This window comes from Pseudophaeobacter sp. 1A09344, assembly GCF_041008745.1.
Taxonomy (GTDB): Bacteria; Pseudomonadota; Alphaproteobacteria; order Rhodobacterales; family Rhodobacteraceae; genus Phycobacter; species Phycobacter gallaeciensis_A.
This window is the reverse complement of sequence record NZ_JAXGFS010000007.1, coordinates 48,050-73,628: the sequence shown is the minus strand read 5'-3', so window position 1 is coordinate 73,628 and position 25,579 is coordinate 48,050. Positions and strand designations below refer to the sequence as shown.

Sequence of the window (25,579 nt, the reverse complement as noted above, 5' to 3'; positions counted from 1 at the left end):
GCTTAGCGCTTATAGGGATCGTCCAGCGCGGGCAGGATCTTACCCGCACATTCGCCGAACCCGATGGTGTAGCCGTCGCCCTTGGCCGCGCCTTTCAGCGTCAGCGTGTCGCCATCGACGATAAAGGAACGTTCCTCGCCCGTCTTCAGCGTCACCGGCTCCTTGCCGCCCCAGCTGAGTTCCAGAAGCGAGCCGCGGCTTTCCTTGGTTTCGCCCGAGATGGTGCCGGAACCTAGCAGGTCACCCGCGTTCATCGGGCAGCCAGATGTGGTGTGATGGGCCAGCTGCTGCGCGGCGGAATAGTACATTTCCTTGTAGTTGGTGCGCACGATAGTGCTGGCGTCCTTGCCCTCTGGCGCCATGGTCACCTCCAGATCGATGTCATAGAGCATCGGTCCGCAGTCCTTGAGGTGATCGAGGAGCTCAACTTCGCGCGTGGGCGTGTCGCAGCGGAAGGGTTCCAGCGCCGCCTTGGTCACGATCCAGGGGCTGACGGTGGTGGCGGTCGCCTTGGCCTGAAACGGGCCAAGCGGCTGGTATTCCCAGGCCTGGATATCGCGCGCCGACCAGTCGTTCAGCAGTACGTAGCCAAAGATATTGTCGTCCGCTTCCTGCACGGTGATCGGACCTTCGGAGGGGACGCCGACGATGGCACCCATTTCCAGCTCGATGTCGAAACGCGCGCAGGGCGCCCAGCGGGGGGCGTCGTCATTCGGGCCTTTCAGTTGGCCCCAGGGGCGGCGCACATCGGTGCCGGACACGACAACCGAGGAGGCGCGACCGTTATAGCCGATCGGGATGTGCAGCCAGTTCGGCGGCAGCGCGTTTTCCGGGCCGCGGAACATGGTGCCGACGTTCATGGCGTGATGCTTGCCGGCGTAAAAGTCGGTGTATTCGCTGACCATGAAGGGCATATGCATCTGCGCATCGGCCTGCGGCACCAGCAGCGGTTCGACCTTGGCCTGCTCGGCGGCGCCTTCGGACAGAAGCGCGGTCAGACGGTTGCGCAGGGCGGTCCAGACGGCGGGACCTTCTTCCATCAGGTCGTTCCAGAAGGGGACCTCGAACAGGGCGTAGTCGGTCAGGTCGATAAGGCCTGCCTCTTCGGCGGCCTGCATATCAAGGATCATGTCGCCGATGGCGACGCCGCAGCGCGGGTCTTCGTCACCGACAGAGAAGACGCCGTAGGGCAGGTTGTTCAGCGGAAAGGGCGTGTCGGCGGAATTGGCCGAGGCGACCCAGGATTTCAAAAGGGGCATGGTGTCTCCCAAAACGTTATGTGCAAGCGCCGGGATCACCCCGGCGCAAAACGGCTGTGGCTACAGGCTTACTTCAGGCCCGGCGTGCCGTCGAATTTCTTTTCGATGTCGGACCAGCAGTCGATGTAATCGTCCTGCAGCGGCGCCTCCTTGGCGGCGAATTCGGTCAGGTGCTGCGGGAAGCGGGTTTCGAACATGAAGGACATGGTGTTCTCCAGCTTCTCCGGGCCGAGGTTCGAATTCGACGCGCCCTCAAAGGCGTTCTTGTCCGGTCCGTGCGGCAGCATCATGTTGTGCAGCGACATGCCGCCGGGGATGAAGCCCTGCGGCTTGGCATCATACTGGCCGTAGATGTTGCCCATCAGCTCGGACATGATGTTCTTGTGATACCACGGCGGGCGGAAGGTGTTCTCGGCCACCATCCAGCGTTCGCGGAACAGCACGAAATCGATATTTGCGGTGCCCGGCTGGCCCGAAGGTGCTGTGAGCACGGTGAAGATCGAGGGATCCGGGTGGTCGAACAGGATGGCGCCGACCGGGCAATAGGTGCGCAGGTCGTATTTCACCGGCGCATAGTTGCCGTGCCAGGCGACCACATCCAGCGGCGAATGGCCGATCTTGGTCTCGTGGAACTGACCGCACCATTTGATGGTCACGGTCGAGGGCACTTCGCGGTCCTCAAACGCCGCCACGGGCGCCTTGAAGTCGCGCGGGTTGGCCATGCAGTTTGCGCCGATCGGGCCACGGCCCGGCAGTTCGAATTTCTGACCGTAGTTTTCGCAGACGAAACCGCGTGCGGGGCCTTCCAGAACCTCGACCCGATACAGCAGGCCGCGCGGCAGGATGGCGATTTCCTTCGGCTCCAGATCGATGATGCCCAGCTCGGTGCAGAAGCGCAGACGGCCCTCTTGCGGGACGACCAAGAGCTCACTGTCGGCCGAGAAGAAATAGCTGTCTTTCATCGATTCTGTGACCAGATAGACATGGCTGGCCATGCCGACTTGCGTATTCACATCGCCTGCGGTGGTCATGGTGCGCATGCCGGTGAGCCAGGTCAGCGGCTCGCCGCTGTGGGCCACCGGATCCCAGCGATACTGACCGAGCGAGGTCACATCGGGGTCGACACAGGGCGCGGATTTCCAATAGGGCAGGTCGATTTTTTCATAGCGGTGCGAGTGCTTCACTGAAGGGCGGATGCGGTAGCACCAGGTGCGCTCGACGCGCTCGGCGGTGAAAGCGGTGCCGCTCAGCTGCTCACCATAAAGACCGTAATTGCATTTCTGCGGGCTGTTCATGCCCTGGGGCAGGGCGCCGGGCAGAGCCTCGGTTTCATAGTCGTTGCCAAAGCCGGGCATATAGCCCTCGTGCGGGCCAGCAAGCGAAGGGGCCTGGATCATCTCATGGGGATTTGTGGGTCGATTCATGGCGCGTTCCTCCTTTTCCGCTTGCCGGGGTAATAGTTGATTTTGTAACTAACAAGGGTATGGAGGGGCAAATGACCGAAAAAGATGATTTCGCTTTGCAGGATTTCCTGCCGTTCCTGCTGAACCGTGCGGCCGAGGAAAGCTCGCTTGCCTTTCAGTCCTATTACAAGAACCGCTATGGGATGCTGCGCAACGAATGGCGGGTACTGTTCCACCTTGGCACCTATGGCACCATGACGGCCAAGGAGATCGGTCAGCGCGCCAAGATCCACAAGACCAAGATCAGCCGGGCGGTGGCAAAGCTAACCGAGCGCCGCTTCATCACCCGCAACAGGGATACGGCGGACCGGCGGTCGGAGCACCTGAAGCTGACCCCGGCGGGGGAGGCGGCCTATCGCGACCTGCGCGGGCAGGCGGCAAGCTATGACAAGCAGTTGGCGGCCCGGTTCAGCCCAGAAGAGGAACAAACCCTGCGGCGCATGTTGCGTCAGTTGGCTGGAATCGAGGAATAGACATTCGGGCTTCGGCACCCCAGATACTGCCGGACACAGAGAGTGCCGGATACTGGCAAAACACCCGCGCAAACCGAGGACCCTTTCCCGTGGATCAGACAGACAGCCGAGCCCCCGCCCTGATCTCCTGGCTGACCGAGCAAGGGCTGCGCAGCCATGAGCGCGAAGGTTTCCTGCAGGCGTTTTGCGAGCAGATGGTCGCCCTCGGCATGCCCCTGTGGCGGTTTCATCTGGCGCAACGCGCCTTTCACCCGCAGTTCGGCGGGATCGGGTTCAGCTGGACCCGCACTGGTGGGATGTCTCAGGAACGCTACGAGCACCGGCAGGCGCCGCGCGATGCCTGGCTGCAAAGCCCGCTGTTCCATCTTCTGGCAGAGGATCTGGAGGAGTTCCGCTCGGATCTGAATGATCAGCATGTCGTCCGTTTTCCGATGCTGGGGGATCTGCGGGCGCAGGGCGTGACCGACTATTTCGCCTTTGGCCTGCGTTTTTCCGACGAAAAGGTTCCACTGGATCCCAGCAGGCCGTCCGAAGGCGTGTTGATTTCCCTGAGCAGCGATCACCCGGACGGTTTCAGCGAACGCGATCTGTCCTTGCTGCGCAGTATCGCGCCGCATCTGGGTCTGGCGCTGAAATCGATGTCAAACCAGCAGATGGCCAAGGATCTGCTACAGGTCTATCTGGGGCGGGATGCCGGGAGGCGAGTGCTGTCCGGTGAAATCCAGCGCGGGTCGTCGGACCGGATCAACGCGGTCATCTGTCTGTTCGATCTCAAAGGCTTTACCAGCCTCGCCGAGCAGGTGCCGGGCCCCGAGGTGATCGACATGCTGAACGATTATTTCGGCATTGCCGTGACCGTGATCCAGTCCCACGGGGGCAATATCCTGAAGTTCATGGGCGATGGGATGCTGACGATGTTCAACCTCGGCTCGCTTAGCAAGGACGCCAAGGCGGCGCTGGATGCGGCGAGTGAGCTGCGTCAGAAGATCCGCCTGCGCAATATCGAGCGGGCCGAGGCAGGACTGCCTGCGCCGGGGTTCACCCTGGCGCTGCACGCCGGGGACATTCTTTATGGCAATATCGGTTCGGAAAACCGACTGGATTTCACCGTGATCGGGCCGATCGTCAACCAGACGGCGCGGATTTCCGGCTTGCACCACTCGGTCGGGCAAAGCGTGATCCTGTCACAGGAGGTGCAGCGCGCCGGGGCAGAGGCGGGGCACGATCTGGTGTCTCTCGGCCGCTACATGCTGCGCAGCGTCGCCGAGCCGATCGAATTGTTCACCATCTACGAGACGCCGGATCAGCCTCGGTAAGGACTGATCCGGCGCCAAAGAGGGGAGCGAGCCGGGCAGGACTCAGATATTGATCTCGACGCCCGGCAGGTTCAGCTCTTTCATCATGTCCCGCAGCTCTTGCCGGGCCGCGATGTTGGAGATGTTCAGCTGTTTGACGCCCACGTCCTTGAGATCCAGCAGAGTCAGGCCGCGCGGGAAGAGTTCGCGGAAAATCACCCGCTCTGAAAAACCGGGGGCGACGCGGAAGCCGATCCGTTTGGACAGCATGTTGATGGCGCGCTCCATCTTTTCCTTGTTGACCATGCGCTGGGTGCCGACGCGGTTGCGGATGACGATCCAGTCGATGGGTTTCAGCCCGGCCTGCGCCCGCAATTGGCGCGCATTCCAGACCATTTCCGAATAGACCGAGGGGCCGGTGATCTTGTCGCCCTTGTCATCGGTATGGGCCAGCAGGTCGAAATCGACGAAACTGTCGTTCAGCGGCGTGATCAGCGTATCGGCCAGCGAATGCGCCACCTGGCTCAGCCGGGTGTGCGAGCCGGGACAGTCGATCAGGATGAAATCATTGTCCGGCTCCAGGCTGGAGACGGCCGCCGACAGACGGTGATCATAGATGTTTTCACCCGGTTGCAGGCTGTCGGGGTCAATGTCCGGCAATTCGTGCAGATCGACAATCGGCAGTTCCAGCCCGGCCTGGGTCATGAAGGCCTTGCGGTTCTCCAGATACCGGCCAAGCGAGCGTTGCCGCAGATCAAGATCCAGCGCCGCCACCTTGTGCCCCAGCCGTGCCAGAGCGGTTGCCACATGCATGGAGACGGTGGATTTCCCCGCACCACCCTTTTCGTTGCCGACGACAATGATATGCGCCATTCAATGATCCCTTTGGTTCCCCGCGCCGCGGGAGCGATTTTCTGCGGACTATAGACAGAGCCCGAATCAATGAAAAGCACTGAACCACCCGAATTAGAGCCTGATTTTTGCCGCATCAGGCGGGGGCAGCAGTGCAGCTGATGCACTGCCGCAGGATGCCATGTGTTAATTGGAACACTTCGTTCCGGCGCTGCTACAGCCCCAATTGGTTCAACTGCTCGAATGCCGAGGAGAGACGTGCCTCGTGGGGCAGCCAGTCCGGGGTCGAGCGATGATAGATCGGCTGTCGCGCCTGCTGCAACGATGCCGTTTGAATGGCGCTCTCACGGTTTTCTGGATGCAGGCAGTCATCGGACCATTCCAGCCCGCAGAAATCCACCAATGGCCGGATGTGCTCTTCGGGATCTTTCGTGAGCGCGTGATAGTCCAGTTGATGGATCTGGTCCGGAAACAGCCGCATCCAGTGTTGCATCAGGTCCCGCGTTAGAGCCTGATATTGGGCAATGTCGCTGAGATCATAGCTGAACCCATTGCCACTACCCGCCATGCAAACCTGATAAAGAGACCAGAGCTGATCGCGGGGCATGCGCGTGGTGTAGACGATCCGCGCCTCGGGGAAAGCTGCCAGAAGGCCGCCGACCCAACGAAAGTTGAGCGGCATCTTGTCGATTACAACAGGTGCGCCATTGGCGTGACCCTGCATGGCCTGCCCAACTGCGTCTCGCAGGGCCTGTGCGTCGGCTTGTGTGAATTTCGTTTGCTTCTTTGTTGCCATCTGCTGCATCAGCTTGGACATGGCAGTTGTGGAATACTGCAATTCGCCAGCGCCTGTCACACCTTCGCAGCCGCATAGGATGCGTTCCGTTACCGTTGTGCCTGAGCGCGGCAGCCCGACGATGAAAATTGGCCGAAAGCCGAGCTCAGATGTGGCAACCGGTGCCGGTTCAGCAAAGGTATGCTTCAGGTACGCAAATATGCCTTCGTCCTTCTCGATCGAATATCTGATCGTTTGCTTCTTGAGGGTGTTGCCCTGTTCCAGATGCTCAAATGCGGCGTCGTACTGCCTGGTATCATTCAGAGCTTTGTAGAGCGCAAAACGCAGTTCGCTTTCTGCGCTGGGCTGCAGGTCGCCCTCGTTGAGGAGTTGTTGCATGTCTCTCAGGTGGGGATGATCCTTGTCATAGGTGATCACCAGGGACATGTTGCGGTGCACGGGCGTCAGCCGGGGATTTAGGTCCAGAGCGTTCTGGAAATGCTGCTTTGCGGTGTCATTTTTGTTTTCGGATAATGCAATGAGGCCAAGCTGATATTGGGCTTCTCCACCAGCTGGTGAGGTCGGGGTCACCGAATTATAGCAGGCCTTCGCCTCTGTCAGACGGTTAAGGCGGCGTAGTGATAGGCCCAGTACGTTGAGCAATTCATCGGTAACCGGATTGTTCTCGATAAGAGCTGAGATGATATGCACGGCTTCCGCATAGTGGCCTTGTTCGTTCAGGGACATGGCCAGTGCTCTGCTCGCCGCCGGGTTTTTCGGATCTAGGACGACGGCCTTGCTCAGGTGTTCGGTTGCGAGATCGAGGTAATTGAGTTGAAGAAGTATAGCGCCGATATTGAAATGCCCGATGGCGGGATTGCCTCCAGCCTCCAGGCTGCGTTTGAAGAAATCCAGAGCGCCTGACAGGTCGCCTTGGGCCTTCAGGCACGCGCCCTGCAAGTCCAGCAATGGGACCAAGTCGGGGGAGCGTTTCGCCAGAGCTTGTGCTGTGGACAGGGCGTCTGAGATCCTGCCTTCACGGAACAGAGTAACAGCCGCAGTGACTTCCGATTGGCTCACGGGGGTTCCATGCCCTCGATTCCCCGCCAAAGCCTCGGGGAGGTTTTTGATGCGGGAAGGGCTGGCTTGGGAGAGCATTGGCTGCGGCCTTTCGTTTCAGTGTATCCACGATTTCGAAAAACTGTGCCCCAAAAAGCTTGTCAATTTGAAAAGATTTTACAATTTTCGCTCGGGCTATGCATGGCCTCTATCTAATTTGTGCTTGCGCCAAAAATAAAAAAACCGCCCCGAATGGAGCGGTTTTCGTTTCGAAATCGATAATTGGTCTTAGAAGCCCAGACCTTCGTATTTCTTTTTGAACTTGGACACGCGGCCACCGGCGTCCATCAGGCGGGTCGAACCGCCGGTCCATGCGGGGTGCACGGAGGGGTCGATGTCCAGCGACAGCTGGTCGCCTTCTTTGCCCCAGGTGGAACGCATCTTGATGATGGTGCCATCGGTCATTTTGACGTCGATGAAGTGGTAATCGGGATGGGTGTCGGCTTTCATGATACCACTCCTTACGCTTTAGCTTTGTAGTTTGCGTCTTCAGCGATACGGGCGGATTTGCCGCGACGCGAACGCAGGTAGTACAGCTTGGAACGACGCACGCGGCCACGGCGTACGACGGTGATGCTGTCGATGTTGGTCGAATGCAGCGGGAACACACGCTCCACGCCTTCGCCAAACGAAATCTTGCGGACGGTGAAGGAACCGGCGATGCCAGAACCGTTCTTGCGGCTGATGCAGACGCCTTCGTAGTTCTGAACACGGCTACGCGAGCCTTCGGTCACTTTGTAGCCGACGCGGATGGTGTCACCGGCTTTGAAATCGGGGATCTCTTTCCCCAGGGCGGCAACTTGTTCCGCCTCCAGCTGTGCGATCAGGTCCATCTGATCTTCTCCTATTTTGCTCGTGGTTGTTCCACGAAGTTTTGCGCGGATATGAGAGCTCTTGGTCTTCACCGGGTCCCGCTTGTGCAGCCCGCCAGAGATCACACCGATCGTTCCTGAGTGCCGATCCGCGCCCTGTCAGATGACCGAAGAAGGTCAGCCAGGATATGCGCACATAGGCAAAACGCCCGGAACCGAATCCGGTACCAGACGAGCGGCTTTTAGGCCTGTGGCGCCAATGTTTCAAGGGAATTGTGCCGTAACCCCACTTCTTCGCAACGCTTTTGTTTTGCTCGCCGGGGCTTATGGGGCTACCGTTTGGGGGAATTGATAGATCAAGTTGTTGCGGCGGCTCTTTCTGGCCGTGCTGTTTAAATGTGCCTCATGGGTAGGAGGAATGACCATGCCTTTCAAAAAGCTGGATATTTTCAATAGTGAGCAAGGCTACAAGGCGGAGCTTAAGAAGGAACTCAAAAAGCTCGACGCGAGCCTGAGTGAGTTTCATTACTACGATCAGGTGGCGCTCAATGGCGCGCCGCAGACTATTCTGGTGGTCGGAGAGACCGCCGCGCCGTTGCTGAAAGAGCTGAAAGCCAAGGCCAAGATGCACGCCGTCGGCCGCTGTTTTGTCGAGGATGGCACCCTGAAGCTGAGCCCCGTCAAGGGCAAGATTCTGGAAAAGAATCTGAAGCCGGTCATGAAGGGCACGCAGTTCGCCTATAAGATCGTGGACGCCGATGTGGACGCAGGCGGGGCGGACAACGCCGATGGTAAGTTCGAAAAACGGCTGCAGGCGGTGGTGTCGCGGTTTGACAAGATCAAGGGCAAGATCACCGACGAGGAACGCAAGGAGCTGCGCATCCTGTTCGGCCAGATTGAGGAGCAGAAGGACAGCGCGGTGGACAAGGCAGCCGCGATCTTGAGCAAACTCAACACCCGGATGGAAGAGCTGATTGGCCTGATCGGCGGCGGATCGGAGGCGTCGCGCGAAGAGGTCAACGCCAAGACCCGGCTGAAGGCGACCACGGCCCGCTTTGACAAGGTCAAAGGCAAGATCATGGATGACGAGCGCAAGGCGCTGCGTCAGCATTTCGCCGCCGTCGTCGAGCATTTCAAAAAGGGTGAATGGGCCGACGGACAGAAACGGTTGGAGCAGCTCGACAAGGAAATGGTCGGCTATGTGAAGGAGGCGCTGGCTTCTGAGGAGCAGAGCGCCGAAAAACGCAGTTCTGACTTTGACAAATCCGAAGCGGGTCAGGCTGCCAAGGTGCTCGCCTCGCGCATCAAATCCGAAGCGGAAAAGTTGAAGAAACTGGAGGCCGCCGTGACCCGTGAGGCGGGCGTGCTGAAGGATCTGCAGGACACCCTTTCGGGGCTGACCAAGCCAAAGGACATCGCCTCCAAGCAGCGTCAGGTCGATGCCAGTTCAGATCGGCTCGACAAGGCACGTCAGGTGTTGGAGACCTCGCGCAGCGAGCTGCTTGAAAACATCGAAAAGATGAAAAGCGAGAAGCTGGAGAAGGAAAAGGCATTCGTCACCGCGCTGGGCAATATCAAATCACGCATCTCGGCGCTGGATGAGATGCTCGACAGCGTACCGGTGGATCAGGCCCGGGCCCAGATCGAGGCGCTGATCAAGAAACAGGCCGAGGCGCAGGCCTGGCAGGAGGAGCGGCTAAAGGCCGAAGAGGGTGGCGAGGGACATGGCACCGGTCGCCACGGCGCACAGACCGGGATGGAGCGCCAGGCGATGCGCGCCTCAACGCAGGATGGCGTCACCCCGGATCAGGATGGCAATACTTCGGGCGTCAGCCGTCAGGAAAAAGGTGTGACGCAGACGGAAACCTGGAACCAGGTCAAGGTCACCTACACCGAAGAGGACGGCAAACGCGTGATCGCCGATATCGACAAGACCGCGCAGAATATCGTCAACAAGTTCGACAGGACCCAGTACAGCGGCGGCAAAGGGTCGATGTGGGCCACGCCGGTGCTGGAAAAGGAAGCGGTAGAGGCGGCGCTGGACGTGGCCAACAAGCTCAAGGATTTCACCCATTGGGCCGAGGGCAACACCTCGGACCACACGGCGGTCACCACCGAGTTCAAGAATCTGACCGTGCTCTTGGGCAAGCCATCCAGTTCGGTCGGCTGGGGCTACGCGGTGCAGCGGGATGGTGACGCTGTCGATGTGTCCACCGTGAAGAGCGAACTGGAGAAATTTGAAACCGGCGCACAGACCATGGACCAGCTGTTCAAGGCGCTGAACGTCAAGTTCATCGAACGCGATGGCGGGGTAAAGATGATCCCGCATTGCCGGGTGGTGCTGGAGCGCGGCGCGGGCGGCGGCGCCTGGAAGCTGAAGACGCATTATCCCGACAATGGCATTTCTTCGGAGCAACTGGGTTGGGAAACCCGGCGCAATCAGCCCAAGGGTGACATCACCTTCCGGAAAGGGACGGACCTGACCGTCAAGAAGAACAACGCCGCGCCCTGACGGGGTGGGGCCGGGGGCTATATAGGTTCCGTCCCCGGATCAGTCCTTCTTGGTCTCGCAATAGGCGTCCCATAGGTCCGGGCGGCGCGCCTTGGTGATTTCTTCACTCATCTGGTGACGCCATTCGGCGATCTTGCCGTGATGGCCGGACATCAGGATCTCGGGGATCTCGCGGCCCTTCCATTCGGCGGGGCGGGTGTATTGCGGATGCTCCAGCAGCCCGGAGGAAAAGCTTTCCTCCTCGGTTGAGGCCTGGTTGCCCAGGACGCCGGGGATCAGTCGCACGGTGGCGTCGATCAGGGCCTGCGCCGCGATTTCGCCGCCGGTCATCACGAAATCGCCGAGGCTGACTTCCTGAATGCCATAGTGTTCCAGCACGCGTTCATCGACGCCTTCGAACCGCCCGCACAGCAGGGTCATGCCGTCGCAACGCGCGAGGTTCTGCATCATCTTCTGATCCATGCGCCGCCCACGCGGCGACAGGTAGATCAGCGGCCAGTTGCCCTGCACCCCATCCATGGCATGGTCGATTGCCTCGCCCAGCACATCGGGGCGCAGCACCATCCCGGCGCCGCCGCCTGCGGGGGTGTCATCCACGTTACGATGCTTGCCGACGCCGAACTGGCGCAGGTCGATGGTCTCCATCTGCCACAGCCCTTCCTGCAGGGCCTTGCCGGTCAGGCTTTCGCCCAGCACACCGGGAAAGGCGGTGGGAAACAGGGTCATGATCTTGACCTTCCACACCCCGGCCAAATCCGGAGTCGGTGTCATCAGTTCACGCGGTTTCAGCGTTGGGCGGATCGCCTTGCGGCCATGGGATTTTGTCGGGTTGCTCATATCCCGTTGTTTAGTTGAAACTGGGCCGGTCGCAACAGAAAGCTTTGCCCCTGCCATGCCCGATGAAATGATGAACCGGCTGCCTGCCTTCCACCAGAAGCCATCCGTGGCAGAGGTGGAGCAGCGTGCGATGGCGCTTTGGCCGCAGATCGCTGCAGAAACCGGCCTGCCGCCGGATGGGGCCGCTTTTAGCATGATGCAGGTGAATTCGTCCCGGCAGGACAGCCGCGCGGTGCTGGGGATCCGGACGGCGGACGAACGGCGTTTCGTGCTGCGGGCGGATTTTGCTGAGGCCAATCTGGCGGCCTTGCGCGCCCACCACGACCGCCATCGTGCGGCGGCGCAGGCGCTCCGAGAGGTTCCGGGCGTCAATGTGCCGGACTTGATCTGGCTGGATCCGGAGCGCCCCATCGCGCTTTTTGAGTTTGCGCCCGGCGAAACGGCTTATCGCGAGCTGTCCTTTGCGGATCACGGTCTGGGCAATAGGGCGGTTCTGCTGCGCCGGGTTGGCCGTGCCGTGGCGCAGTTGCATGCGGCCGGGGCGGTGGAACAGCGCCGGTTCTGGCCAAAATCGCATCTTGAGCGGGTGCAAGACCGCGCTGCAAAGGTGCGGGCGGGCGATTTGCAGATCCGAAGGCCAAACAGGTTTCTGGGGCTCTGTGCGATGCTGCACCGCTTTGCCAGGGAGGCGCGGGGGTTGCCCTATCAGGCGGCGCTGCAGCATGGGGATCTGCATTTCAGGAACATCCTGATCACCGAGGATCTGGTCTCGTTCATCGATTTTTCCAATGCCCGGTTTTCCCTGCCGCATTCGGATATTGCCAACCTCTGGCTGGCGAACCTGCCGGACCATCTGGCCACAGGGGACGGGGCGCAGGGGGAGGCGGTTGGATTTGGCGGCGTCGCGCAGAGCGACTGGGCCGCCTTTGAAGCGGGTTATGGTGCCGGGCTGACAGAGGACCCGGTCTTCCGGTTCCTGTTTCTGCATCGCCTCTACCGCTCATGGCTGCGCCTGCCTGCGCCGGGGGCCGATCTGCAGGAGCGGGACAGCAACCTTCTGGCCGGGGTCGAGACGGTTTTTGACTGGTTTCAGAAAAACGATCGTGGCTGAATCATAAGGGGCGGGGAGCGTACAGCCCGGCTCAGAACAGTCCTTCGGGTGGGTCGGCTATGATCCGGCCCTGTTCCAGATCCACTGTCGGGACTGCCGCAAGGGTAAAGGGCAGCAGAACCGTGTTCTTCATCCCCGGGCCGTGCAGTTCCAACAGATCGGCAGCGCCGTGGTTCTGTACCGATTTCACCTGCCCCAGCAGGGTGCCGCCGGTATCATAGACATCAAGACCGATCAGGTCGGCATGATAATACTCATCATCGGGTAGGCTCGGCAGACGGTCGCGCGGAGCAAACAGGCGCAGCCCCTTCAATGCATCGGCCTGTTCCTTGGTCTCCACCCCGCCCAGCCGAGCGGCAAAACCGTTCTTGACCACCGATGTCAGGGACACGGTGTAGCTCTGGCTGCCGTCCTCAGAGCTGAGCGGGCCATAGGTTTCGATGTCCTCGGGATTGGCGCAAAAGCTTTTCAGGCGGACTTCACCCCGTACCCCGAAGGCGCCGGCCACCGCGCCGATGCAAATCAGATCGCTCATGGCAGTATCCTGTGTAACTGTTGATCGCAGACCGGTTTCATCCAACCCTATCTGAGCCATTGGGGTGTTCATGACAAGGCGAAGTTTCGCTGGCCGCCTCCAAGAGGTCGGCAGATGCCGTCTTGCGGATCAGCGGGTTTCGATCGGCAGGCCGTCCCGGCGGCTTTCCCAGCCTTGCTGTTCCAGTTCCGGGGTCTCGTCCTCGGTGACTTCGGGGTGGCCAATGCAGAAATAGCCGATCAGCCGCCAACCTTCCGGGGCCTCCAGGTCACGGTTCAGCTGCTCGGGATCCAGCACCGAGACCCAGCCAAGGCCCAACCCTTCGGCGCGCAGCGACAGCCAGAAAAGGGTGATGGCGCAGACCACGGAATAACGCCGCATTTCCGGCATGCTGCCCGCACCCAGACCGTGCCCCTTGCTGGTGGCATCGTCGCAATAGATCGCCAGTTGCACCGGCGCTTCCTGCATGCCCGAGAGTTTCAGTCCGGCGTAGCGTTCGGCTTGTGCGCCAGAGTAGCCTTGCAAAGCTTCGGCGTTGGCGGCCTTGAAATTCTCAAGGGCTGCGGCGCGGGCGGTATCGCTTTCGATACGTAGAACGCGCCAAGGTTCGCTGAGCCCCACCGAGGGCGCCAGCAGAAACGCAGAGAGGCAGCGCGCAAGCACTGCCTCGTCCACAGGGTCCCTGCGGAATCGGCGCACATCGCGCCGAAGCCGCATCAACCGGTCCAATTCGCTGCGAAAGCCCTCAGGGAAGGCGCCCTGATCACGGGTCTTTCGCAGCGTCATGGTCTTATTCCGCGTCTGCGGGTGCTTCAGCGGCTTCAGCAGCTTCGGCGGCCTTGGCGGCTTTCTCTTCAGCGCGCTCCTGAGCTTTCTTGCCGGGAACAGCTTTCTTGGGGTTGTTGCGCTCGGTTTTGGCGCGCACACCGGCGGCTTCCAGCATCCGGGCGATACGGTCGGTGGGCTGGGCGCCCTTGTCGAGCCATGCCTGAACGCGTTCCATGTCCATTTTCACGCGCTCTTCGCTGTCTTTCGGCAGCAGCGGGTTGTAGGTGCCGAGCTTCTCGATGAAGCGACCGTCACGGGGCATGCGGCTGTCAGCAGCCACGATGCGGTAGAAGGGACGCTTTTTAGAGCCGCCGCGGGCCAGACGAATTTTCATTGCCATGGTTTCATTCTCCTTTGATGGCGTTGAACGGGATTTCCGGTAGTCGGTTCGGTCCCGCTTATTCTTGGTGTTTCTTGTGGTGGCGAATGACCTCATCGATGATGAAGTTCAGGAACGCCTTGGCAAATTCAGGGTCGAGGTCCGCCTGAGTTGCCAGGTCTTCAAGCCGTGCGATCTGCTTTGCCTCGCGGGCCGGATCGGACGGGGGAAGGTCGTGTTCGGCTTTCAGCTTGCCCACTGCCTGGGTGTGCTTGAAGCGCTCGCCGAGGGTATAGACAAGGATCGCGTCCAGCCGGTCGATGCTTTCGCGGTGCCCTTTCAGGATTTCGGCGGCGCGTGCAACAGGATCATTGCTCATGTCAGTCAATGGCCCATCCTTTCGGTTTGAACAGCGGGTCGGCGTAGTGGCTGATTTCCATCTCGATGCCATGGGCGATCTGGCTGCCTTTCAGTGCCGCGGGCGAGGGATGCCGGTAGACGGCGTCGCTGCCGTCGATCGTTTCGGCATCATGGTCTTTCTTGGCGCCAAGGCGTTCGGCCAGGCGGATGGAATCGAGGTTCTTGGGGTCGATGTAGCTGACCGCCCCATCCCAGCCCAATGTGTCGTAGAAATAGCTCCGCGCGGCGCTGGTCGCCTCCAGCGCGTAGCCTTTTCCAGCCTTTTCGGGCCAGATGATCCAGGCGATTTCACGCTCGGGCCAGCCTGCGGGTTTCCAGCCGCCCGCCATGCCGTAGGTCTCGTCCGTGACCTTGTCGTGGATCATCCACATGCCAAAGCCGCGGATCTGCCAGTGGCCGATTTCAGCGGCATAAAGCATCCAGGATTCATACGGGTTCAGCGGCCCGCCCATGAAACGCGCGCGATAAGACGAAAATGTCGCCTTAAAGTTCGGATAATCCTCGGGCTCGGGGCCGCGCAGGATCAAACGTTTGGTTTCAATGGTCGGGATGGAGGCTGGCATCAGGCATAAGCCTCCATGCCGCCGTCGGTGACCTCTGCCGGGGACAGGTGACGCCAAAGCTCCAGCGTGCCAAGGCGCGGATGGGTGTAATCACCATCGCGGCGCGCACCAAGGCGTTTTGCCACCGCGCGAGAGGCGTGGTTTTCCGGGTTCACCAGGCTGATCACGGTGTCCCAACTCAGAACGTCATAAGCAAAAGAGCGCGCAGCTGTTGCCGCCTCGGTGGCGTATCCCTTGCCGCCGAAACCTTCGAACAGGTCCCAGCCGATTTCCGGCTCGGGCCAGCCATGCGGGTTCCAGAGGCCAATGTTGCCCGCAACCTTGCCAGTGGATTTCTCATCCACCATCCAGCGGCCATAGCCCAGCATGTGCCAGTGACCGATCTCGCAGGCGAGGTGGCGCCAGACTTGCTCGGGCTTCATCTGGCCACCGACGTAGGTGGCGCGTTCGGACGCGTAGAATTCGCACATCACGTCGAAGTCCGACAGTTCCGGCGCGCGCAGGATCAGGCGTTCGGTTTCGATGGTGGGAATGGTCACGGTCATGAGCTGTTACTTCTTCTTGCCAAAACCGGAGAGACCACCGGGTAGACCGCCCATGCCGCCCAGACCCGGCAGACCGCCGGGCAGGCCACCCTTGCCGCCCATCGCCTTGGCCGCGGCTTCCAGCGCCTTGGGGTCCATCTGGCTGGGATCCATTCCGCCGGGCATGCCGCCTGCCATATCGGGCATGCCGCCGCCTTTGCCGAACATGCCTTTCATGGCCTGTTTCAGCATCTTGCCTTTGCCCATCTTGCCCATCTTCTTCATCACGTCCGCCATCTGGCGGTGCATCTTCAGAAGCTTGTTGAGGTCGGAGACCTCCATGCCGGAGCCGGCGGCGATGCGTTTCTTGCGCGAGGCCTGCAGCAGCGCGGGGTTGGCGCGTTCTTTCTTGGTCATCGACTGGATCATGGCGATCTGGCGCTTCAGCACCTTGTCGTCCATGCCGGAATCCTCGACCTGTTTGGCCATCTTCGCCATGCCCGGCATCATCTGCATCATGCCCTGCATGCCGCCCATCTGGAGCATCTGTTCCAGCTGCATCTTCAGGTCATTCATATTGAAATGACCCTTCATCATGCGCTTCATCATACGCTCGGCCTGTTCGGCCTCGATGGTTTCCTGGGCCTTTTCGACCAGGGCCACAATGTCGCCCATGCCCAGAATCCGGCCCGCGATCCGGTCCGGTTCAAAGGTTTCGATGGCGTCCATCTTCTCGCCCAGACCGACAAAGCGGATCGGCTTGCCGGTAACGGCGCGCATCGACAGGGCGGCACCGCCGCGTCCGTCGCCATCCATCCGGGTCAGGACCACGCCGGAGATGCCGATCTTGGCATCGAACTCCTCGGCGACTTCGACCGCGACCTGACCGGTTAGACCGTCGACGACCAGCAGGGTTTCACGCGGCGAGACGACATCGCGCACGTCTTCGACTTCCTGCATGAGGACTTCGTCGATCTGCAAGCGGCCGGCGGTATCCAGCATATAGACGTCATAACCACCCAGCGCCGCCTGCTGTTTGGCGCGCTTGGCGATGTCGACGGGTTTCTGGCCCGGTACGATGGGCAGGGTGTCGACGCCGATCTGGGTGCCCAGAACGGCCAGCTGGTCCATCGCTGCGGGGCGATAAACGTCGAGCGAGGCCATCAGGACCTTCTTGCCGTCTTTTTCCTTCAGCCGTTTGGCCAGCTTACCGGTGGTGGTGGTCTTACCCGAGCCCTGCAGACCGACCATCAGGATCGGTGCGGGCGGGTTGTCGATTTTCAGCGCACCGGGATCGCCTTCGCCCTGCAGAGTCTCGACCAGCGCATCGTGCACGATCTTGACGACTTGCTGGCCGGGGGTGACCGATTTGGTCACGGCCTGACCGGTGGCCTGGTTTTGCACCTTCTTGACGAACTCGCGGGCGACCGGCAGCGAAACGTCTGCCTCCAGCAGTGCGACGCGCACCTCGCGCAGGGCGGTCTTGACGTCTTCCTCGGACAGGGCGCCCTGTTTCGTCAGCCGGTCAAATACACCGGAAAGGCGTTCGGATAGATTTTCAAACATGCCTTGCGGCCTCCTTGAGCCGGTTACGGTTTCCTGCCCCCGTATGTAGGGGCCATGACGCCCATGCACAAATGCCCCCACGGGCGTAACACGCTGGTGGAGGGCGATCCCCGGCAAATGCACGGGGACCGGAAGACTCGGGCGATCTTCCGGAAAGTTGGCTGTCGATACGCCGGATGGGGGCAGGAGTCAACCGCGCGGGCCAGAGCAGACCGGTGCAGAGCGCGCCTTCGATGGGGCCGCATTGTGCCTGCGGCCGATTTGCGGCAATAGAGGTGCCAACTGGACAGTTCAGATAGAGCGGAATGCGAGCCTATGGAAGCGAAAGCGGACGCCACAGTCGATCAACATGATGACATGCCTGTTTCCTCGGACGCGCTCTTGGCGCGGCTGGAGGATTGGGGGCTGACCTACAGGCTGCATGAACATGTGCCGCTCCGGACCGTGGAAGAGGCCAAGACGGTCGAGGCCGACATGGCCGAGCCGGGTGTCTCGGCGCTGAAGATCAAGAACCTCTATTTGCGTGACCGCAAGAAGCGGAATTATCTGATCTCGGTCGAGCAGGACCGCGAGGTTGACCTCAAGGCACTGGGCAAGGAGATCGGCGCGCCCGGGCTCAGCTTTGGATCGGCAGACCGGTTGATGGAGCATCTGGGCATCCGGCCCGGCGCTGTCAGCCCGCTGGCGATGATCACCGGCGTCGAAAAGAACGTGACATTCTACCTGGATCGCGCCGCGCAGGACGTGGATGTGATCAACATGCATCCGCTGGTCAACGACCGCACCGTGGTCATGCCGCGCGGCGATCTGCTGGCATTCTTCGACCGCATCGGGGTTGCGGTAAACTGGATCTGAGGCACAGCCGCCGTCTGATCCGCAACATCATCAAGGGAACACCTTCATCATGGCAGACACCAAACGTATCGTTCTTTCCAGCGATCATGCCGCGATCGACATGCGGCAGGCCATCGCCGAACATATCGAGGCACAGGGCTGGGAGGTGGTTGACATCGGCCCGACCACGCCGGAAAGCACGCATTACCCCAAGCACGGCGAAGCAGCGGCGCAGAAAGTGGCTTCGGGCGATTGCGACCTGGGCATCATCCTTTGTGGCACCGGGCAGGGCATCATGATGGCCGCGAACAAAGTCAAAGGCATCCGCTGCGGCGTTTGCTCTGACCCGTTTTCGGCCCGGATGATCCGCGAACACAACGATGCCAATATCCTGTCGATCGGTGCCCGCGTGGTGGGTGAAGGTCTGGCGCTGGAGATCGCTGACGCTTTTCTGTCTGCCGAATTCGAAGGTGGCCGCCACGCAACACGCGTCGACATGATCAAAGAGATTGAGGCCTGATCGCCCGGCCTGTTGCCATTCAGGCAGCATTTTAAACGCAAAGAGCCCCCGATGCGGGGGCTCTTTTGTTTTTTGTGTGTCCCGAGAAGGGCCGGGGATCAGGCTGCCAGCGACTCGATCTGGGTGTTGGCGCGCGCCAGGGCTGCATCCGCATCGACGGCCAGCGTGTCAGCTGCCACGATTTCGACGTCGGTGATGCCCATGAAGCCCAGCATGTAGCGCAGGTAACCCGAGGCGAAGTCGATGGAGGAGCCGATTTCGGTGCCGCCGGAGGCGAGGGCGATGATCGCGCGCTTGCCTTCCAGCAGGCCAACCGGGCCTTGATCGGTGTATTTGAAGGTCACGCCGACGCGGGCAACCAGATCGATCCAGGCCTTGAGGCTGGAGGCAACGGCAAAGTTGTAGATCGGCGCGCCGATGACCAGTGTGTCAGCGGCTTTCAGTTCTTCCACCAAGGCATCGGACTGGGCCAGAAGCTGTTTCTGCTCGTCGCTGCGCTGATCGGCCGGGGTGAAGTTGGCATTGATCCAGTCCTCGCTCAGCATCGGCAGCGGCGTGGCCAGATCGCGGCGGACAACTGTGTCTGCTGCCAGGCGGTCAACGATCTTGGCGCTGAGGTCACGGGACACCGAACCTTCGCGGCGGGCCGAGGAGTCGATATGCAATACGGTCTTGGTCATTGTCTTTTTCCTGTTCACGAGTGAAGCTCTGCTATTGAGATGTACGATTGCAAAACTGAACACAATCGCTGATAAATCACAGCTCGTGTGCGTGCGTGCGCAACTGGGTAATTTGCAGACGGAGACCGGAATGGAAAACTGGGATGAGGTGCGTACGGCCTATCAGGTGGCTCGCATGGGAACGGTCAGCGGCGCGGCAGAGGTTCTGGGGGTCCACCACGCCACGGTCATCCGCCATATCGACGCAATCGAAGCCCGGATGGGGGTGAAACTGTTCCAGCGTCACGCGCGCGGCTATACCCCGACCGAAGCTGGGCAGGATCTGCTGCGGGTGGCGCAGACCACGGACGATCAGTTCAGCCAGCTGGCCGGGCGGCTCAAAGGGCAGGGGGATGAAGTCACGGGTGAACTGGTGGTGACCTCTCTGTCGTCCCTGTCGCATCTTCTGGTGCCGGTGCTGACCGAGTTCCAGCAGATGCATCCTGGATTGATCATCCGCTATCTGACCGGCGAGCGCCTGTTTCGGCTGGAGTACGGTGAGGCGCATGTGGCGCTGCGGGCAGGCAATGCCCCCGATCAGCCCGACAACGTGGTACAACCCTTCCTGAGCCAGCGAGTGGGGCTGTTCGCCACCCAGAGGTACGTGGATAAGCACGGCATGCTGAACGGTGTCGAGGATCTGCCGAACCACCGTTTCGTGGGCAGCGACAACGCAGACAGCCGGGCGCCCTTTAACAGGTGGCTGCGGGATCACACTACGCCCGAGACGATCATGTTCCGCTGCACGGACGGTGTCGCGATGCAGGAGGCCATTCTGGCCGATGCCGGGATCGGTTTCATGTCCCTGTGGGAAGCCGCCCGGCACAGCAATCTGGTGCCGATGATGGAGCCGTTGAAGGAGTGGGAAGGCAGCCTGTGGCTGGTCACCCATGTCGATCTGCACCGCACCAACAAGGTGCAGAGCTTCCTGAAGTTCCTGAAGGAAAGGTCGAAAGAATGGGTGGCCTGACCCCGGCGCTGCGCGGCCACATCGCCATGCTTTTGTTTTCGGCTCTGGTGGCGGGGTCTTTCTCGCTTGGGGTCATGGTTGCCAATGAAATCGCCCCGGCGGCGCTCAACGCGGCGCGGTTTGCCCTTGCGGCGGTGCTGATCGGGGCTGTGGCGCTCGGCACGCGGAAGTTCCGCGCCAGCCATTTTCGCGCTCCCTGGCGGTTTCTGGTGCTGGGCGGACTGTTCGCGGCCTATTTTGTGCTGATGTTCTATGGGCTGAAGACAGCAGATCCGGTCAGCGCCTCAGCGGTCTTTACCCTGACCCCGGTGATGAGCGGGGTCTTCGGCTGGATCCTGCTGCGGCAGGTGACAACGCCGCGTATGGCGCTGGCGCTGGCCATCGGAGCCACCGGCGCGCTCTGGGTCATCTTCCGCGCCGATTGGTCCGCCTTTACCGCCTTTGAGATCGGCCAGGGGGAAATGATCTATTTCACCGGCTGTGTCTCGCACGCGGTCTATACCCCCATGGTGCGCAAGCTGAACCGCGGTGAACCTGCGGTGGTCTTTACCTTCGGGATGCTGATCGCTGGTGGGGTGATCCTGACCGTCTTTGGCTGGAACGATATCCGCAGCACGGATTGGATGAACCTGCCGGGCATTGTCTGGATCGGACTTTTCTATCTTGCGATCTTTGCCAGCGCGACGACCTTTGTGCTGCTCCAATATGCGACCCTGCACCTGCCCTCGGCCAAGGTCATGGCCTATACCTATCTGACGCCCAGTTGGGTGATTGTCTGGGAAATCGCCCTAGGTCGCCCGGTGCCATCGGGGTTGCTGCTGGTGGGGATCGCGCTGACGGTCATCGCGCTGGTGTTGCTGCTGGAGAATGACGCGAAACCGGCCCGCGCCCCGACCTGAGGGGCGGGCCCGATGGGGTTATTCGCTGGCCTCTGCCGTGTCGCTGCCGAGTTCGGTGGCGAGAAACCGTTCAAAGGCATCAAGGTTCACCGGCTCGAACTGGCCAAACCCCTGCATCCAGACCGAGGCGCTGCGCAGGGCGTCCGGTTGCAGCTTGCACCATTTCACCCGGCCGCGTTTTTCCTGCGCGATGAGCCCGGCCCGGGTAAGGATGGTCAAATGCTTGGAAATCGCCGCCAGCGACATCTCGAACGGGTCGGCCACATCGGTGACGGCCATGTCGTCTTCGAGCAACATGGTCAGGATCGCCCGCCGGGTGGGGTCGGCGAGAGCGGCAAAGACGGTATCGAGATCGGCGCGGTTAGTCACCCTTTGGCGTTAGACGCAGCGCGCCCACCGGTCAAGGCCCAGCATGCTCTGTCGTATAGCGCGCTTAGGCGCTGTTTTCTTACTTAACCGAAAAGTTGAATAAGGGTTTTTGCCCGGAATCGACGCAGCAGGCCCCCTGTTCGACAAATCCGGTGAAGGCGACAGTTTGGAATGTGATTTAATTTCAACGCGGTAGACTGCTTGTCGCAGCCCTATCTGGGCAATTGACTCTGAGCCCCGCACCCCTTAGCACCCTCTTCAGAATTCACGTGAGGATGGCGCCCGTGACAGATGACGACCAAAAGCAGCGCATGGCGCAGCTGGAGGCAAAGCTGGCGGAGGCGCGTAAGGCCCAGGAGCCCAAGCCGCGCGTGGATGAACACTACTCTCTGGCCAATCAGGCCTGGCGGATGGTGATCGAATTGGTAGCCGGTCTCGGGATCGGCTTTGGCATCGGATACGGGCTGGACCACCTGTTTGGAACCCTGCCCATCTTCATGGTGCTGTTCATAATGCTGGGGCTTGCCGCCGGGGTGAAGACGATGCTTCGCACGGCGCAGGAGATCCAGAACGAGAAACTGGCCGAAGAGGCCGACAAAAATGCGCAAGACCGGGGCTGACCCTAAGGGGGAAGGCACTGGCGACAGGAGACACGGACAGATGGGCAAGATTTTCTTTTACGCGGCACTGGCGCTGGCCCTTGTAGCAGGGGTTGTGTTTGCACCCGAGCATGCCGCCCTGGCGATCCACCCGATGGATCAGTTCATCGTGACCCCGCTGTTCGGCGGTGACCACATTTCCTGGTACACCCCCACCAACGTGACCCTGTGGATGGGCCTCGCGGTTGTTGCAGTCTTCGCGCTGCTGGTTCTGGGCTCTTCGCGCCGCGCCATCGTGCCGAGCCGCGCCCAGTCGGTTGCGGAACTGGCCTACGGCTTCATCTACAAGATGGTTGAAGACGTTGCAGGCAAGGACGGTGTGAAGTTCTTCCCCTACATCATGACCCTGTTCATGTTCATCGTGATGGCGAACTTCCTGGGTCTGCTGCCGATGTCCTTTACCACCACCTCGCACATCGCCGTGACCGCGGTTCTGGCTGCGCTGGTGTTCTTCACCGTGACCATCGTTGGCTTCGTCAAGAACGGCGCCGGTTTCCTGGGCCTGTTCTGGGTGTCGAGCGCGCCGCTGCCGCTGCGCCCCATCTTGGCCATCATCGAACTGATTTCCTACTTCGTGCGCCCCGTCAGCCACTCCATTCGTCTTGCGGGTAACGTCATGGCTGGCCACGCGGTTCTGAAGGTGTTCGCAGGTTTTGCCGCCGCTCTGGGCGCATTCAGCTTCCTGCCGATCTTTGCCATCACCGCAGTTTACGCTCTCGAAGTTCTTGTGGCCTTCATCCAGGCCTACGTCTTTACCATCCTGACTTGCGTGTACCTCAAGGACGCACTGCACCCGAGCCACTAAGGCAGGATCGTTTCCTCATCCGGGTGAGCTGTCCGGCTCACCCGAGACCCTAAATCATCAATTCCATCGTAAGGAGAAAACCCATGGAAGGCGATATCGCACAACTCGGTCAGTTCATCGGCGCAGGCCTGGCAGCAATCGGTTCCGGCGCAGCCGCAATCGGTGTGGGCCACGTAGCCGGCAACTTCCTGGCAGGCGCTCTGCGCAACCCGTCGGCAGCCGCCGGCCAGACCGCAACTCTCTTCATCGGCATCGCCTTTGCAGAAGCTCTGGGCATCTTCTCGTTCCTGGTCGCTCTGCTGCTGATGTTCGCTGTCTAAGACCTCAGGAACCTCAATCCTTACGGCCGGGCAGTGCGGATCATCGCGCTGCCCGGTGTAACGGCAAGTTCCCAAGGAGAACGACATGGCATCAATTACGCAAGAGGCAGCACACGGCGCGGCGGACGCAGCGCACGGGTCTGCACCGGGCATGCCGCAACTGGATTTCTCGACCTTCGGAAACCAGATCTTCTGGCTCGCCGTTGCGCTGGTCGTGATCTACCTCATTCTGTCGCGCGTGGCTCTGCCCCGCATCGCGGCGGTACTGGCGGAACGCCAGGGAACGATCACCAATGACCTCGCCGCGGCTGAAGATCTGAAAGCCAAAGCGGTCGAGGCCGAAAACGCATATAACAAGGCTCTGGCCGACGCACGCGCCGAGGCGCAGCGTATCGCCGCCGAGACCCGCGCGGAAATTCAGGCCGATCTGAACGATGCAATCGCCAAGGCGGATGCACAGATCGCCGATAAGGCCGCCGAGTCCGAAAAGGCCATCGCAGAGATCAAAGCCGGCGCGCTGGAAAGCGTGAAGGTTGTGGCGACCGACACCGCAGAGGCGCTGGTTGCAGCCCTGGGCGGCAAGGCGGACGCGAAAGCGGTATCGGCTGCGGTCGATGAACGGATGAAAGGATAAGGACATGCGCACAGTTCTGGCAATTGCCCTGACCCTTGGCGCCACTTCCCCGGCCTTTGCCGCAAGTGGTCCGTTCCTGTCCATGAGCAACACCAACTTTGTTGTTCTGATCGCGTTCCTTCTGTTCGTCGGCATTCTGCTGTTCGTGAAGGTGCCGAGCCTGCTGGGGAGCCAGCTGGATTCGCGCGCCGAAGGTATCCAGAAAGAGCTGGACGAAGCCCGCGCCCTGCGGGAAGAAGCCCAGACCATCCTGGCCTCCTACGAGCGTAAGCAGCAGGAAGTCCAGGCGCAGGCCGACCGCATCGTTGCGGCCGCCCGCGAGGACGCCGTCAAAGCCGCAGATGAAGCAAAATCCGATCTGGAAACCTCGATTGCACGCCGTCTGGCCGCAGCCGAAGAGCAGATCGCTTCTGCCGAAGCATCGGCTGTGAAGGAAGTGCGTGATCAGGCCATTTCCATCGCGGTTGCAGCTGCGGATCAGGTTATCGCCAAGCAGATGACTGCGACCGAGGCGAACAAGCTGATCGACGCGGCCATCGCGGATGTGGACGCCAAACTGCACTGATCCTCAGTCAGTTTAAAACCTTAGAAAACCCGGGCGGTAACGCCCGGGTTTTTGCGTTTCCGGGGTCTTCTGCGGGCCGGAACCGTTTCCCATCCTTTTGGATAGGAGGGCTAACCCGTCAGCATCGCGGACTGTTCTCCTGCCTTGCTGCGGCGCGCAGCCCTGTCGGGTATGGTGGATTGAGCAACGTTCAAAGGAACCGGAGGACGCTATGACGCCGCAGCAAAGCCGCCTGAAGACATTTCACCCGATGGGACCGTCGGGTGCGTTTGAACCGCTGGCAATCGCCGTGGCGCTGGAAACCGCAGGTGCAAGCATCATCGACACGCAATGCCTTGGCGCCTTGGGACCGGTTCGCAAACGGCTGGCAGAGACCGATCCGTCGCGTGGCTTCTTGATGGATTTTGCAGCCGCCTGAAGAAGATTAAAACGGGTTGCAACGCGCCCCTTCTCCCGCCCGGATGGACGTCCCTGTGCTCTCTCCACAGGCGGCGCCACCGGGCCGGTAGTATTTCACGGATCAGCAGCCCGGCGGCGTTAACCATCATTTACGTATGCTCGGTTATGGTTTTATGGTTGTTATGAGTAGCAGTTTTGAAAGGTGTCCGGATGGACAAGGTAGATCTGGACCGGCAGATTAAAGACGCCGTCGGCGCGCATGGATGCTGGAAACTACAGCTGAAAGAGGCCGTTGCGACCGGCAAGCTGCCTTGGTCGGCAGAGCAAATTTCCCAAGACGACCAATGCACTTTTGGAAAATGGCTGGTAAAGCTGCGCCAGGATCCCGAAATCGGTGACTCTCCGTACTTTCAGGCTGTAGCGCAGGCGCATAGTCGTTTTCATCAGGCGGCGGGTCATATCGCGACCTGTGTGGAAAAGAACCGGCGGGATGCGGCGGCAGAGCTGCTGAGCAGTGGCGATTTTCAGAAGATCGCGGACCGGCTTGGCAAGGCGATCATCGACTGGCGGAAAAGCCTGCACTAGGCGCAGATGGCTGTGTCGCGTGGGCGCAGTCATCCAAA

At 60.7% G+C, this 25,579-nt stretch carries 31 protein-coding genes; 15 read left to right on the top strand and 16 right to left on the bottom strand.

The annotated features are described in order from the left end of the window. Positions 1–2 precede the first annotated feature (2 nt). Both fahA and hmgA read right to left on the bottom strand, forming a co-directional pair. Positions 3–1,259, bottom strand: a complete 1,257-nt coding sequence (gene fahA, locus SM765_RS13460; RefSeq protein ID WP_274838246.1) for a fumarylacetoacetase — start codon at positions 1,257–1,259, stop codon at positions 3–5. A gap of 68 nt (positions 1,260–1,327) precedes the next feature. After that, entirely contained in the window at positions 1,328–2,683 is a 1,356-nt protein-coding gene (hmgA, locus tag SM765_RS13455; protein ID WP_274830328.1) for a homogentisate 1,2-dioxygenase, read from the bottom strand. A 71-nt stretch (positions 2,684–2,754) separates the two neighbouring features. Here hmgA and SM765_RS13450 point away from each other — a divergent pair, with 71 nt between their 5' ends. Together SM765_RS13450 and SM765_RS13445 are read left to right on the top strand one after the other, a co-directional pair. Further along, positions 2,755–3,195 carry a MarR family winged helix-turn-helix transcriptional regulator gene (locus tag SM765_RS13450; RefSeq protein WP_065273598.1) on the top strand — a complete coding sequence of 147 codons (441 nt, stop codon included), beginning with the start codon at positions 2,755–2,757 and terminating at the stop codon, positions 3,193–3,195. An 89-nt stretch (positions 3,196–3,284) separates the two neighbouring features. Further along, positions 3,285–4,511 carry an adenylate/guanylate cyclase domain-containing protein gene (locus SM765_RS13445; protein ID WP_274830327.1) on the top strand — a complete coding sequence of 409 codons (1,227 nt, stop codon included), beginning with the start codon at positions 3,285–3,287 and terminating at the stop codon, positions 4,509–4,511. Positions 4,512–4,553: 42 nt separating this feature from the next. Here SM765_RS13445 and SM765_RS13440 read toward each other — a convergent pair whose 3' ends face one another. The 4 genes from SM765_RS13440 to rplS all read right to left on the bottom strand — a co-directional run bounded on the left by SM765_RS13440 (position 4,554) and on the right by rplS (position 8,069). Continuing rightward, positions 4,554–5,363, bottom strand: a complete 810-nt coding sequence (locus tag SM765_RS13440) for a division plane positioning ATPase MipZ (RefSeq protein ID WP_065271575.1) — start codon at positions 5,361–5,363, stop codon at positions 4,554–4,556. Between the two features lie 193 nt (positions 5,364–5,556). After that, a complete protein-coding gene (locus tag SM765_RS13435) occupies positions 5,557–7,197 on the bottom strand; it encodes a tetratricopeptide repeat-containing sulfotransferase family protein (RefSeq protein ID WP_274838247.1) in 1,641 nt (546 codons plus the stop codon). A gap of 267 nt (positions 7,198–7,464) precedes the next feature. Beyond that, a complete protein-coding gene (gene rpmE, locus SM765_RS13430; protein WP_065271573.1) occupies positions 7,465–7,686 on the bottom strand; it encodes a 50S ribosomal protein L31 in 222 nt (73 codons plus the stop codon). A gap of 11 nt (positions 7,687–7,697) precedes the next feature. After that, positions 7,698–8,069: a 50S ribosomal protein L19 gene (rplS, locus tag SM765_RS13425; protein WP_065273597.1), complete on the bottom strand. Its 372-nt coding sequence runs from the start codon at positions 8,067–8,069 to the stop codon at positions 7,698–7,700. Positions 8,070–8,472: 403 nt separating this feature from the next. On the opposite strand from rplS, the gene SM765_RS13420 reads away from it, so the two are divergent. Next, positions 8,473–10,560, top strand: a complete 2,088-nt coding sequence (locus SM765_RS13420; RefSeq protein WP_274838248.1) for a coiled-coil domain-containing protein — start codon at positions 8,473–8,475, stop codon at positions 10,558–10,560. A 39-nt stretch (positions 10,561–10,599) separates the two neighbouring features. Here the strand turns inward: SM765_RS13420 and trmD are convergent, their stop codons facing one another. After that, positions 10,600–11,397: a tRNA (guanosine(37)-N1)-methyltransferase TrmD gene (trmD, locus tag SM765_RS13415; protein ID WP_274838249.1), complete on the bottom strand. Its 798-nt coding sequence runs from the start codon at positions 11,395–11,397 to the stop codon at positions 10,600–10,602. 55 nt (positions 11,398–11,452) lie between these two features. On the opposite strand from trmD, the gene SM765_RS13410 reads away from it, so the two are divergent. Next, the gene (locus SM765_RS13410) at positions 11,453–12,508 is read left to right on the top strand and encodes an aminoglycoside phosphotransferase family protein (RefSeq protein WP_274838250.1); all 1,056 of its coding nucleotides are present in this window, start codon (positions 11,453–11,455) and stop codon (positions 12,506–12,508) included. Positions 12,509–12,539: 31 nt separating this feature from the next. On the opposite strand, the gene rimM is transcribed toward SM765_RS13410, so the two are convergent. The 7 genes from rimM to ffh all read right to left on the bottom strand — a co-directional run bounded on the left by rimM (position 12,540) and on the right by ffh (position 17,263). Next, complete coding sequence (gene rimM, locus SM765_RS13405) at positions 12,540–13,043, bottom strand: ribosome maturation factor RimM (protein ID WP_274838251.1); 504 nt, start codon at positions 13,041–13,043, stop codon at positions 12,540–12,542. A 129-nt stretch (positions 13,044–13,172) separates the two neighbouring features. Then, complete coding sequence (gene bluB, locus SM765_RS13400) at positions 13,173–13,829, bottom strand: 5,6-dimethylbenzimidazole synthase (RefSeq protein ID WP_274838252.1); 657 nt, start codon at positions 13,827–13,829, stop codon at positions 13,173–13,175. Between the two features lie 4 nt (positions 13,830–13,833). Continuing rightward, positions 13,834–14,211 carry a 30S ribosomal protein S16 gene (gene rpsP / locus SM765_RS13395; RefSeq protein WP_065271568.1) on the bottom strand — a complete coding sequence of 126 codons (378 nt, stop codon included), beginning with the start codon at positions 14,209–14,211 and terminating at the stop codon, positions 13,834–13,836. Between the two features lie 58 nt (positions 14,212–14,269). Then, positions 14,270–14,569 carry a chorismate mutase gene (locus tag SM765_RS13390; RefSeq protein WP_065271567.1) on the bottom strand — a complete coding sequence of 100 codons (300 nt, stop codon included), beginning with the start codon at positions 14,567–14,569 and terminating at the stop codon, positions 14,270–14,272. Between the two features lies 1 nt (position 14,570). Further along, positions 14,571–15,173, bottom strand: coding sequence for a GNAT family N-acetyltransferase (locus SM765_RS13385; protein WP_274838253.1), 603 nt, complete (start codon positions 15,171–15,173; stop codon positions 14,571–14,573). Continuing rightward, entirely contained in the window at positions 15,173–15,718 is a 546-nt protein-coding gene (locus SM765_RS13380; protein WP_274830319.1) for a GNAT family N-acetyltransferase, read from the bottom strand. Before SM765_RS13380 ends, SM765_RS13385 begins: the two co-directional genes overlap by 1 nt. Positions 15,719–15,724: 6 nt before the next feature. Then, complete coding sequence (gene ffh / locus SM765_RS13375; RefSeq protein ID WP_274830318.1) at positions 15,725–17,263, bottom strand: signal recognition particle protein; 1,539 nt, start codon at positions 17,261–17,263, stop codon at positions 15,725–15,727. 315 nt (positions 17,264–17,578) lie between these two features. On the opposite strand from ffh, the gene SM765_RS13370 reads away from it, so the two are divergent. Both SM765_RS13370 and rpiB read left to right on the top strand, forming a co-directional pair. Continuing rightward, positions 17,579–18,118 (top strand): prolyl-tRNA synthetase associated domain-containing protein, encoded by a 540-nt coding sequence (locus SM765_RS13370; RefSeq protein WP_274835517.1) that lies wholly within the window; start codon positions 17,579–17,581, stop codon positions 18,116–18,118. A gap of 49 nt (positions 18,119–18,167) precedes the next feature. Beyond that, positions 18,168–18,617 carry a ribose 5-phosphate isomerase B gene (rpiB, locus tag SM765_RS13365; protein ID WP_368981546.1) on the top strand — a complete coding sequence of 150 codons (450 nt, stop codon included), beginning with the start codon at positions 18,168–18,170 and terminating at the stop codon, positions 18,615–18,617. A gap of 98 nt (positions 18,618–18,715) precedes the next feature. Here rpiB and SM765_RS13360 read toward each other — a convergent pair whose 3' ends face one another. Continuing rightward, positions 18,716–19,297 carry an FMN-dependent NADH-azoreductase gene (locus SM765_RS13360; protein ID WP_065271562.1) on the bottom strand — a complete coding sequence of 194 codons (582 nt, stop codon included), beginning with the start codon at positions 19,295–19,297 and terminating at the stop codon, positions 18,716–18,718. A gap of 130 nt (positions 19,298–19,427) precedes the next feature. On the opposite strand from SM765_RS13360, the gene SM765_RS13355 reads away from it, so the two are divergent. Together SM765_RS13355 and SM765_RS13350 are read left to right on the top strand one after the other, a co-directional pair. After that, positions 19,428–20,306 carry a LysR family transcriptional regulator gene (locus SM765_RS13355; RefSeq protein WP_274835516.1) on the top strand — a complete coding sequence of 293 codons (879 nt, stop codon included), beginning with the start codon at positions 19,428–19,430 and terminating at the stop codon, positions 20,304–20,306. Then, the gene (locus tag SM765_RS13350) at positions 20,294–21,205 is read left to right on the top strand and encodes a DMT family transporter (RefSeq protein ID WP_274838254.1); all 912 of its coding nucleotides are present in this window, start codon (positions 20,294–20,296) and stop codon (positions 21,203–21,205) included. Before SM765_RS13355 ends, SM765_RS13350 begins: the two co-directional genes overlap by 13 nt. A gap of 18 nt (positions 21,206–21,223) precedes the next feature. On the opposite strand, the gene SM765_RS13345 is transcribed toward SM765_RS13350, so the two are convergent. Further along, the gene (locus SM765_RS13345; RefSeq protein ID WP_065271560.1) at positions 21,224–21,574 is read right to left on the bottom strand and encodes an ArsR/SmtB family transcription factor; all 351 of its coding nucleotides are present in this window, start codon (positions 21,572–21,574) and stop codon (positions 21,224–21,226) included. A gap of 275 nt (positions 21,575–21,849) precedes the next feature. Between SM765_RS13345 and SM765_RS13340 the strand changes: the two genes are divergently transcribed. The 7 genes from SM765_RS13340 (at position 21,850) to SM765_RS13310 (ending at position 25,541) form a co-directional block, all read left to right on the top strand. After that, positions 21,850–22,194 carry an AtpZ/AtpI family protein gene (locus SM765_RS13340; RefSeq protein ID WP_197492345.1) on the top strand — a complete coding sequence of 115 codons (345 nt, stop codon included), beginning with the start codon at positions 21,850–21,852 and terminating at the stop codon, positions 22,192–22,194. 40 nt (positions 22,195–22,234) lie between these two features. Continuing rightward, positions 22,235–23,038 carry a F0F1 ATP synthase subunit A gene (locus SM765_RS13335; RefSeq protein WP_065271559.1) on the top strand — a complete coding sequence of 268 codons (804 nt, stop codon included), beginning with the start codon at positions 22,235–22,237 and terminating at the stop codon, positions 23,036–23,038. A gap of 83 nt (positions 23,039–23,121) precedes the next feature. Further along, a complete protein-coding gene (locus SM765_RS13330) occupies positions 23,122–23,358 on the top strand; it encodes a F0F1 ATP synthase subunit C (RefSeq protein ID WP_008205040.1) in 237 nt (78 codons plus the stop codon). 85 nt (positions 23,359–23,443) lie between these two features. Next, positions 23,444–23,992, top strand: a complete 549-nt coding sequence (locus SM765_RS13325; RefSeq protein ID WP_274838255.1) for a F0F1 ATP synthase subunit B' — start codon at positions 23,444–23,446, stop codon at positions 23,990–23,992. Positions 23,993–23,996: 4 nt separating this feature from the next. Further along, on the top strand, positions 23,997–24,557 hold the full coding sequence (locus SM765_RS13320) for a F0F1 ATP synthase subunit B (RefSeq protein WP_065271557.1): 561 nt from the start codon (positions 23,997–23,999) through the stop codon (positions 24,555–24,557). 211 nt (positions 24,558–24,768) lie between these two features. Then, positions 24,769–24,975, top strand: coding sequence for a hypothetical protein (locus tag SM765_RS13315; RefSeq protein WP_065271556.1), 207 nt, complete (start codon positions 24,769–24,771; stop codon positions 24,973–24,975). Between the two features lie 191 nt (positions 24,976–25,166). Next, positions 25,167–25,541 carry a CZB domain-containing protein gene (locus SM765_RS13310; RefSeq protein ID WP_274830310.1) on the top strand — a complete coding sequence of 125 codons (375 nt, stop codon included), beginning with the start codon at positions 25,167–25,169 and terminating at the stop codon, positions 25,539–25,541. Positions 25,542–25,579: the final 38 nt, after the last annotated feature.

Excerpts from the sequence above, each read along its gene's own strand:
- fahA (WP_274838246.1), bottom strand. The coding sequence starts at position 1,259 with ATGCCCCTTTTGAAATCCTGGGTCGCCTCGGCCAATTCCGCCGACACG.
- hmgA (WP_274830328.1), bottom strand. The coding sequence starts at position 2,683 with ATGAATCGACCCACAAATCCCCATGAGATGATCCAGGCCCCTTCGCTT.
- SM765_RS13450 (WP_065273598.1), top strand. The coding sequence starts at position 2,755 with ATGACCGAAAAAGATGATTTCGCTTTGCAGGATTTCCTGCCGTTCCTG.
- SM765_RS13440 (WP_065271575.1), bottom strand. The coding sequence starts at position 5,363 with ATGGCGCATATCATTGTCGTCGGCAACGAAAAGGGTGGTGCGGGGAAA.
- rpmE (WP_065271573.1), bottom strand. The coding sequence starts at position 7,686 with ATGAAAGCCGACACCCATCCCGATTACCACTTCATCGACGTCAAAATG.
- rplS (WP_065273597.1), bottom strand. The coding sequence starts at position 8,069 with ATGGACCTGATCGCACAGCTGGAGGCGGAACAAGTTGCCGCCCTGGGG.
- SM765_RS13420 (WP_274838248.1), top strand. The coding sequence starts at position 8,473 with ATGCCTTTCAAAAAGCTGGATATTTTCAATAGTGAGCAAGGCTACAAG.
- trmD (WP_274838249.1), bottom strand. The coding sequence starts at position 11,397 with ATGAGCAACCCGACAAAATCCCATGGCCGCAAGGCGATCCGCCCAACG.
- SM765_RS13410 (WP_274838250.1), top strand. The coding sequence starts at position 11,453 with ATGCCCGATGAAATGATGAACCGGCTGCCTGCCTTCCACCAGAAGCCA.
- rimM (WP_274838251.1), bottom strand. The coding sequence starts at position 13,043 with ATGAGCGATCTGATTTGCATCGGCGCGGTGGCCGGCGCCTTCGGGGTA.
- bluB (WP_274838252.1), bottom strand. The coding sequence starts at position 13,829 with ATGACGCTGCGAAAGACCCGTGATCAGGGCGCCTTCCCTGAGGGCTTT.
- rpsP (WP_065271568.1), bottom strand. The coding sequence starts at position 14,211 with ATGGCAATGAAAATTCGTCTGGCCCGCGGCGGCTCTAAAAAGCGTCCC.
- SM765_RS13390 (WP_065271567.1), bottom strand. The coding sequence starts at position 14,569 with ATGAGCAATGATCCTGTTGCACGCGCCGCCGAAATCCTGAAAGGGCAC.
- SM765_RS13385 (WP_274838253.1), bottom strand. The coding sequence starts at position 15,173 with ATGCCAGCCTCCATCCCGACCATTGAAACCAAACGTTTGATCCTGCGC.
- SM765_RS13380 (WP_274830319.1), bottom strand. The coding sequence starts at position 15,718 with ATGACCGTGACCATTCCCACCATCGAAACCGAACGCCTGATCCTGCGC.
- ffh (WP_274830318.1), bottom strand. The coding sequence starts at position 17,263 with ATGTTTGAAAATCTATCCGAACGCCTTTCCGGTGTATTTGACCGGCTG.
- SM765_RS13370 (WP_274835517.1), top strand. The coding sequence starts at position 17,579 with ATGGAAGCGAAAGCGGACGCCACAGTCGATCAACATGATGACATGCCT.
- rpiB (WP_368981546.1), top strand. The coding sequence starts at position 18,168 with ATGGCAGACACCAAACGTATCGTTCTTTCCAGCGATCATGCCGCGATC.
- SM765_RS13360 (WP_065271562.1), bottom strand. The coding sequence starts at position 19,297 with ATGACCAAGACCGTATTGCATATCGACTCCTCGGCCCGCCGCGAAGGT.
- SM765_RS13355 (WP_274835516.1), top strand. The coding sequence starts at position 19,428 with ATGGAAAACTGGGATGAGGTGCGTACGGCCTATCAGGTGGCTCGCATG.
- SM765_RS13350 (WP_274838254.1), top strand. The coding sequence starts at position 20,294 with ATGGGTGGCCTGACCCCGGCGCTGCGCGGCCACATCGCCATGCTTTTG.
- SM765_RS13340 (WP_197492345.1), top strand. The coding sequence starts at position 21,850 with ATGGCGCCCGTGACAGATGACGACCAAAAGCAGCGCATGGCGCAGCTG.
- SM765_RS13335 (WP_065271559.1), top strand. The coding sequence starts at position 22,235 with ATGGGCAAGATTTTCTTTTACGCGGCACTGGCGCTGGCCCTTGTAGCA.
- SM765_RS13330 (WP_008205040.1), top strand. The coding sequence starts at position 23,122 with ATGGAAGGCGATATCGCACAACTCGGTCAGTTCATCGGCGCAGGCCTG.
- SM765_RS13325 (WP_274838255.1), top strand. The coding sequence starts at position 23,444 with ATGGCATCAATTACGCAAGAGGCAGCACACGGCGCGGCGGACGCAGCG.
- SM765_RS13320 (WP_065271557.1), top strand. The coding sequence starts at position 23,997 with ATGCGCACAGTTCTGGCAATTGCCCTGACCCTTGGCGCCACTTCCCCG.
- SM765_RS13315 (WP_065271556.1), top strand. The coding sequence starts at position 24,769 with ATGACGCCGCAGCAAAGCCGCCTGAAGACATTTCACCCGATGGGACCG.
- SM765_RS13310 (WP_274830310.1), top strand. The coding sequence starts at position 25,167 with ATGGACAAGGTAGATCTGGACCGGCAGATTAAAGACGCCGTCGGCGCG.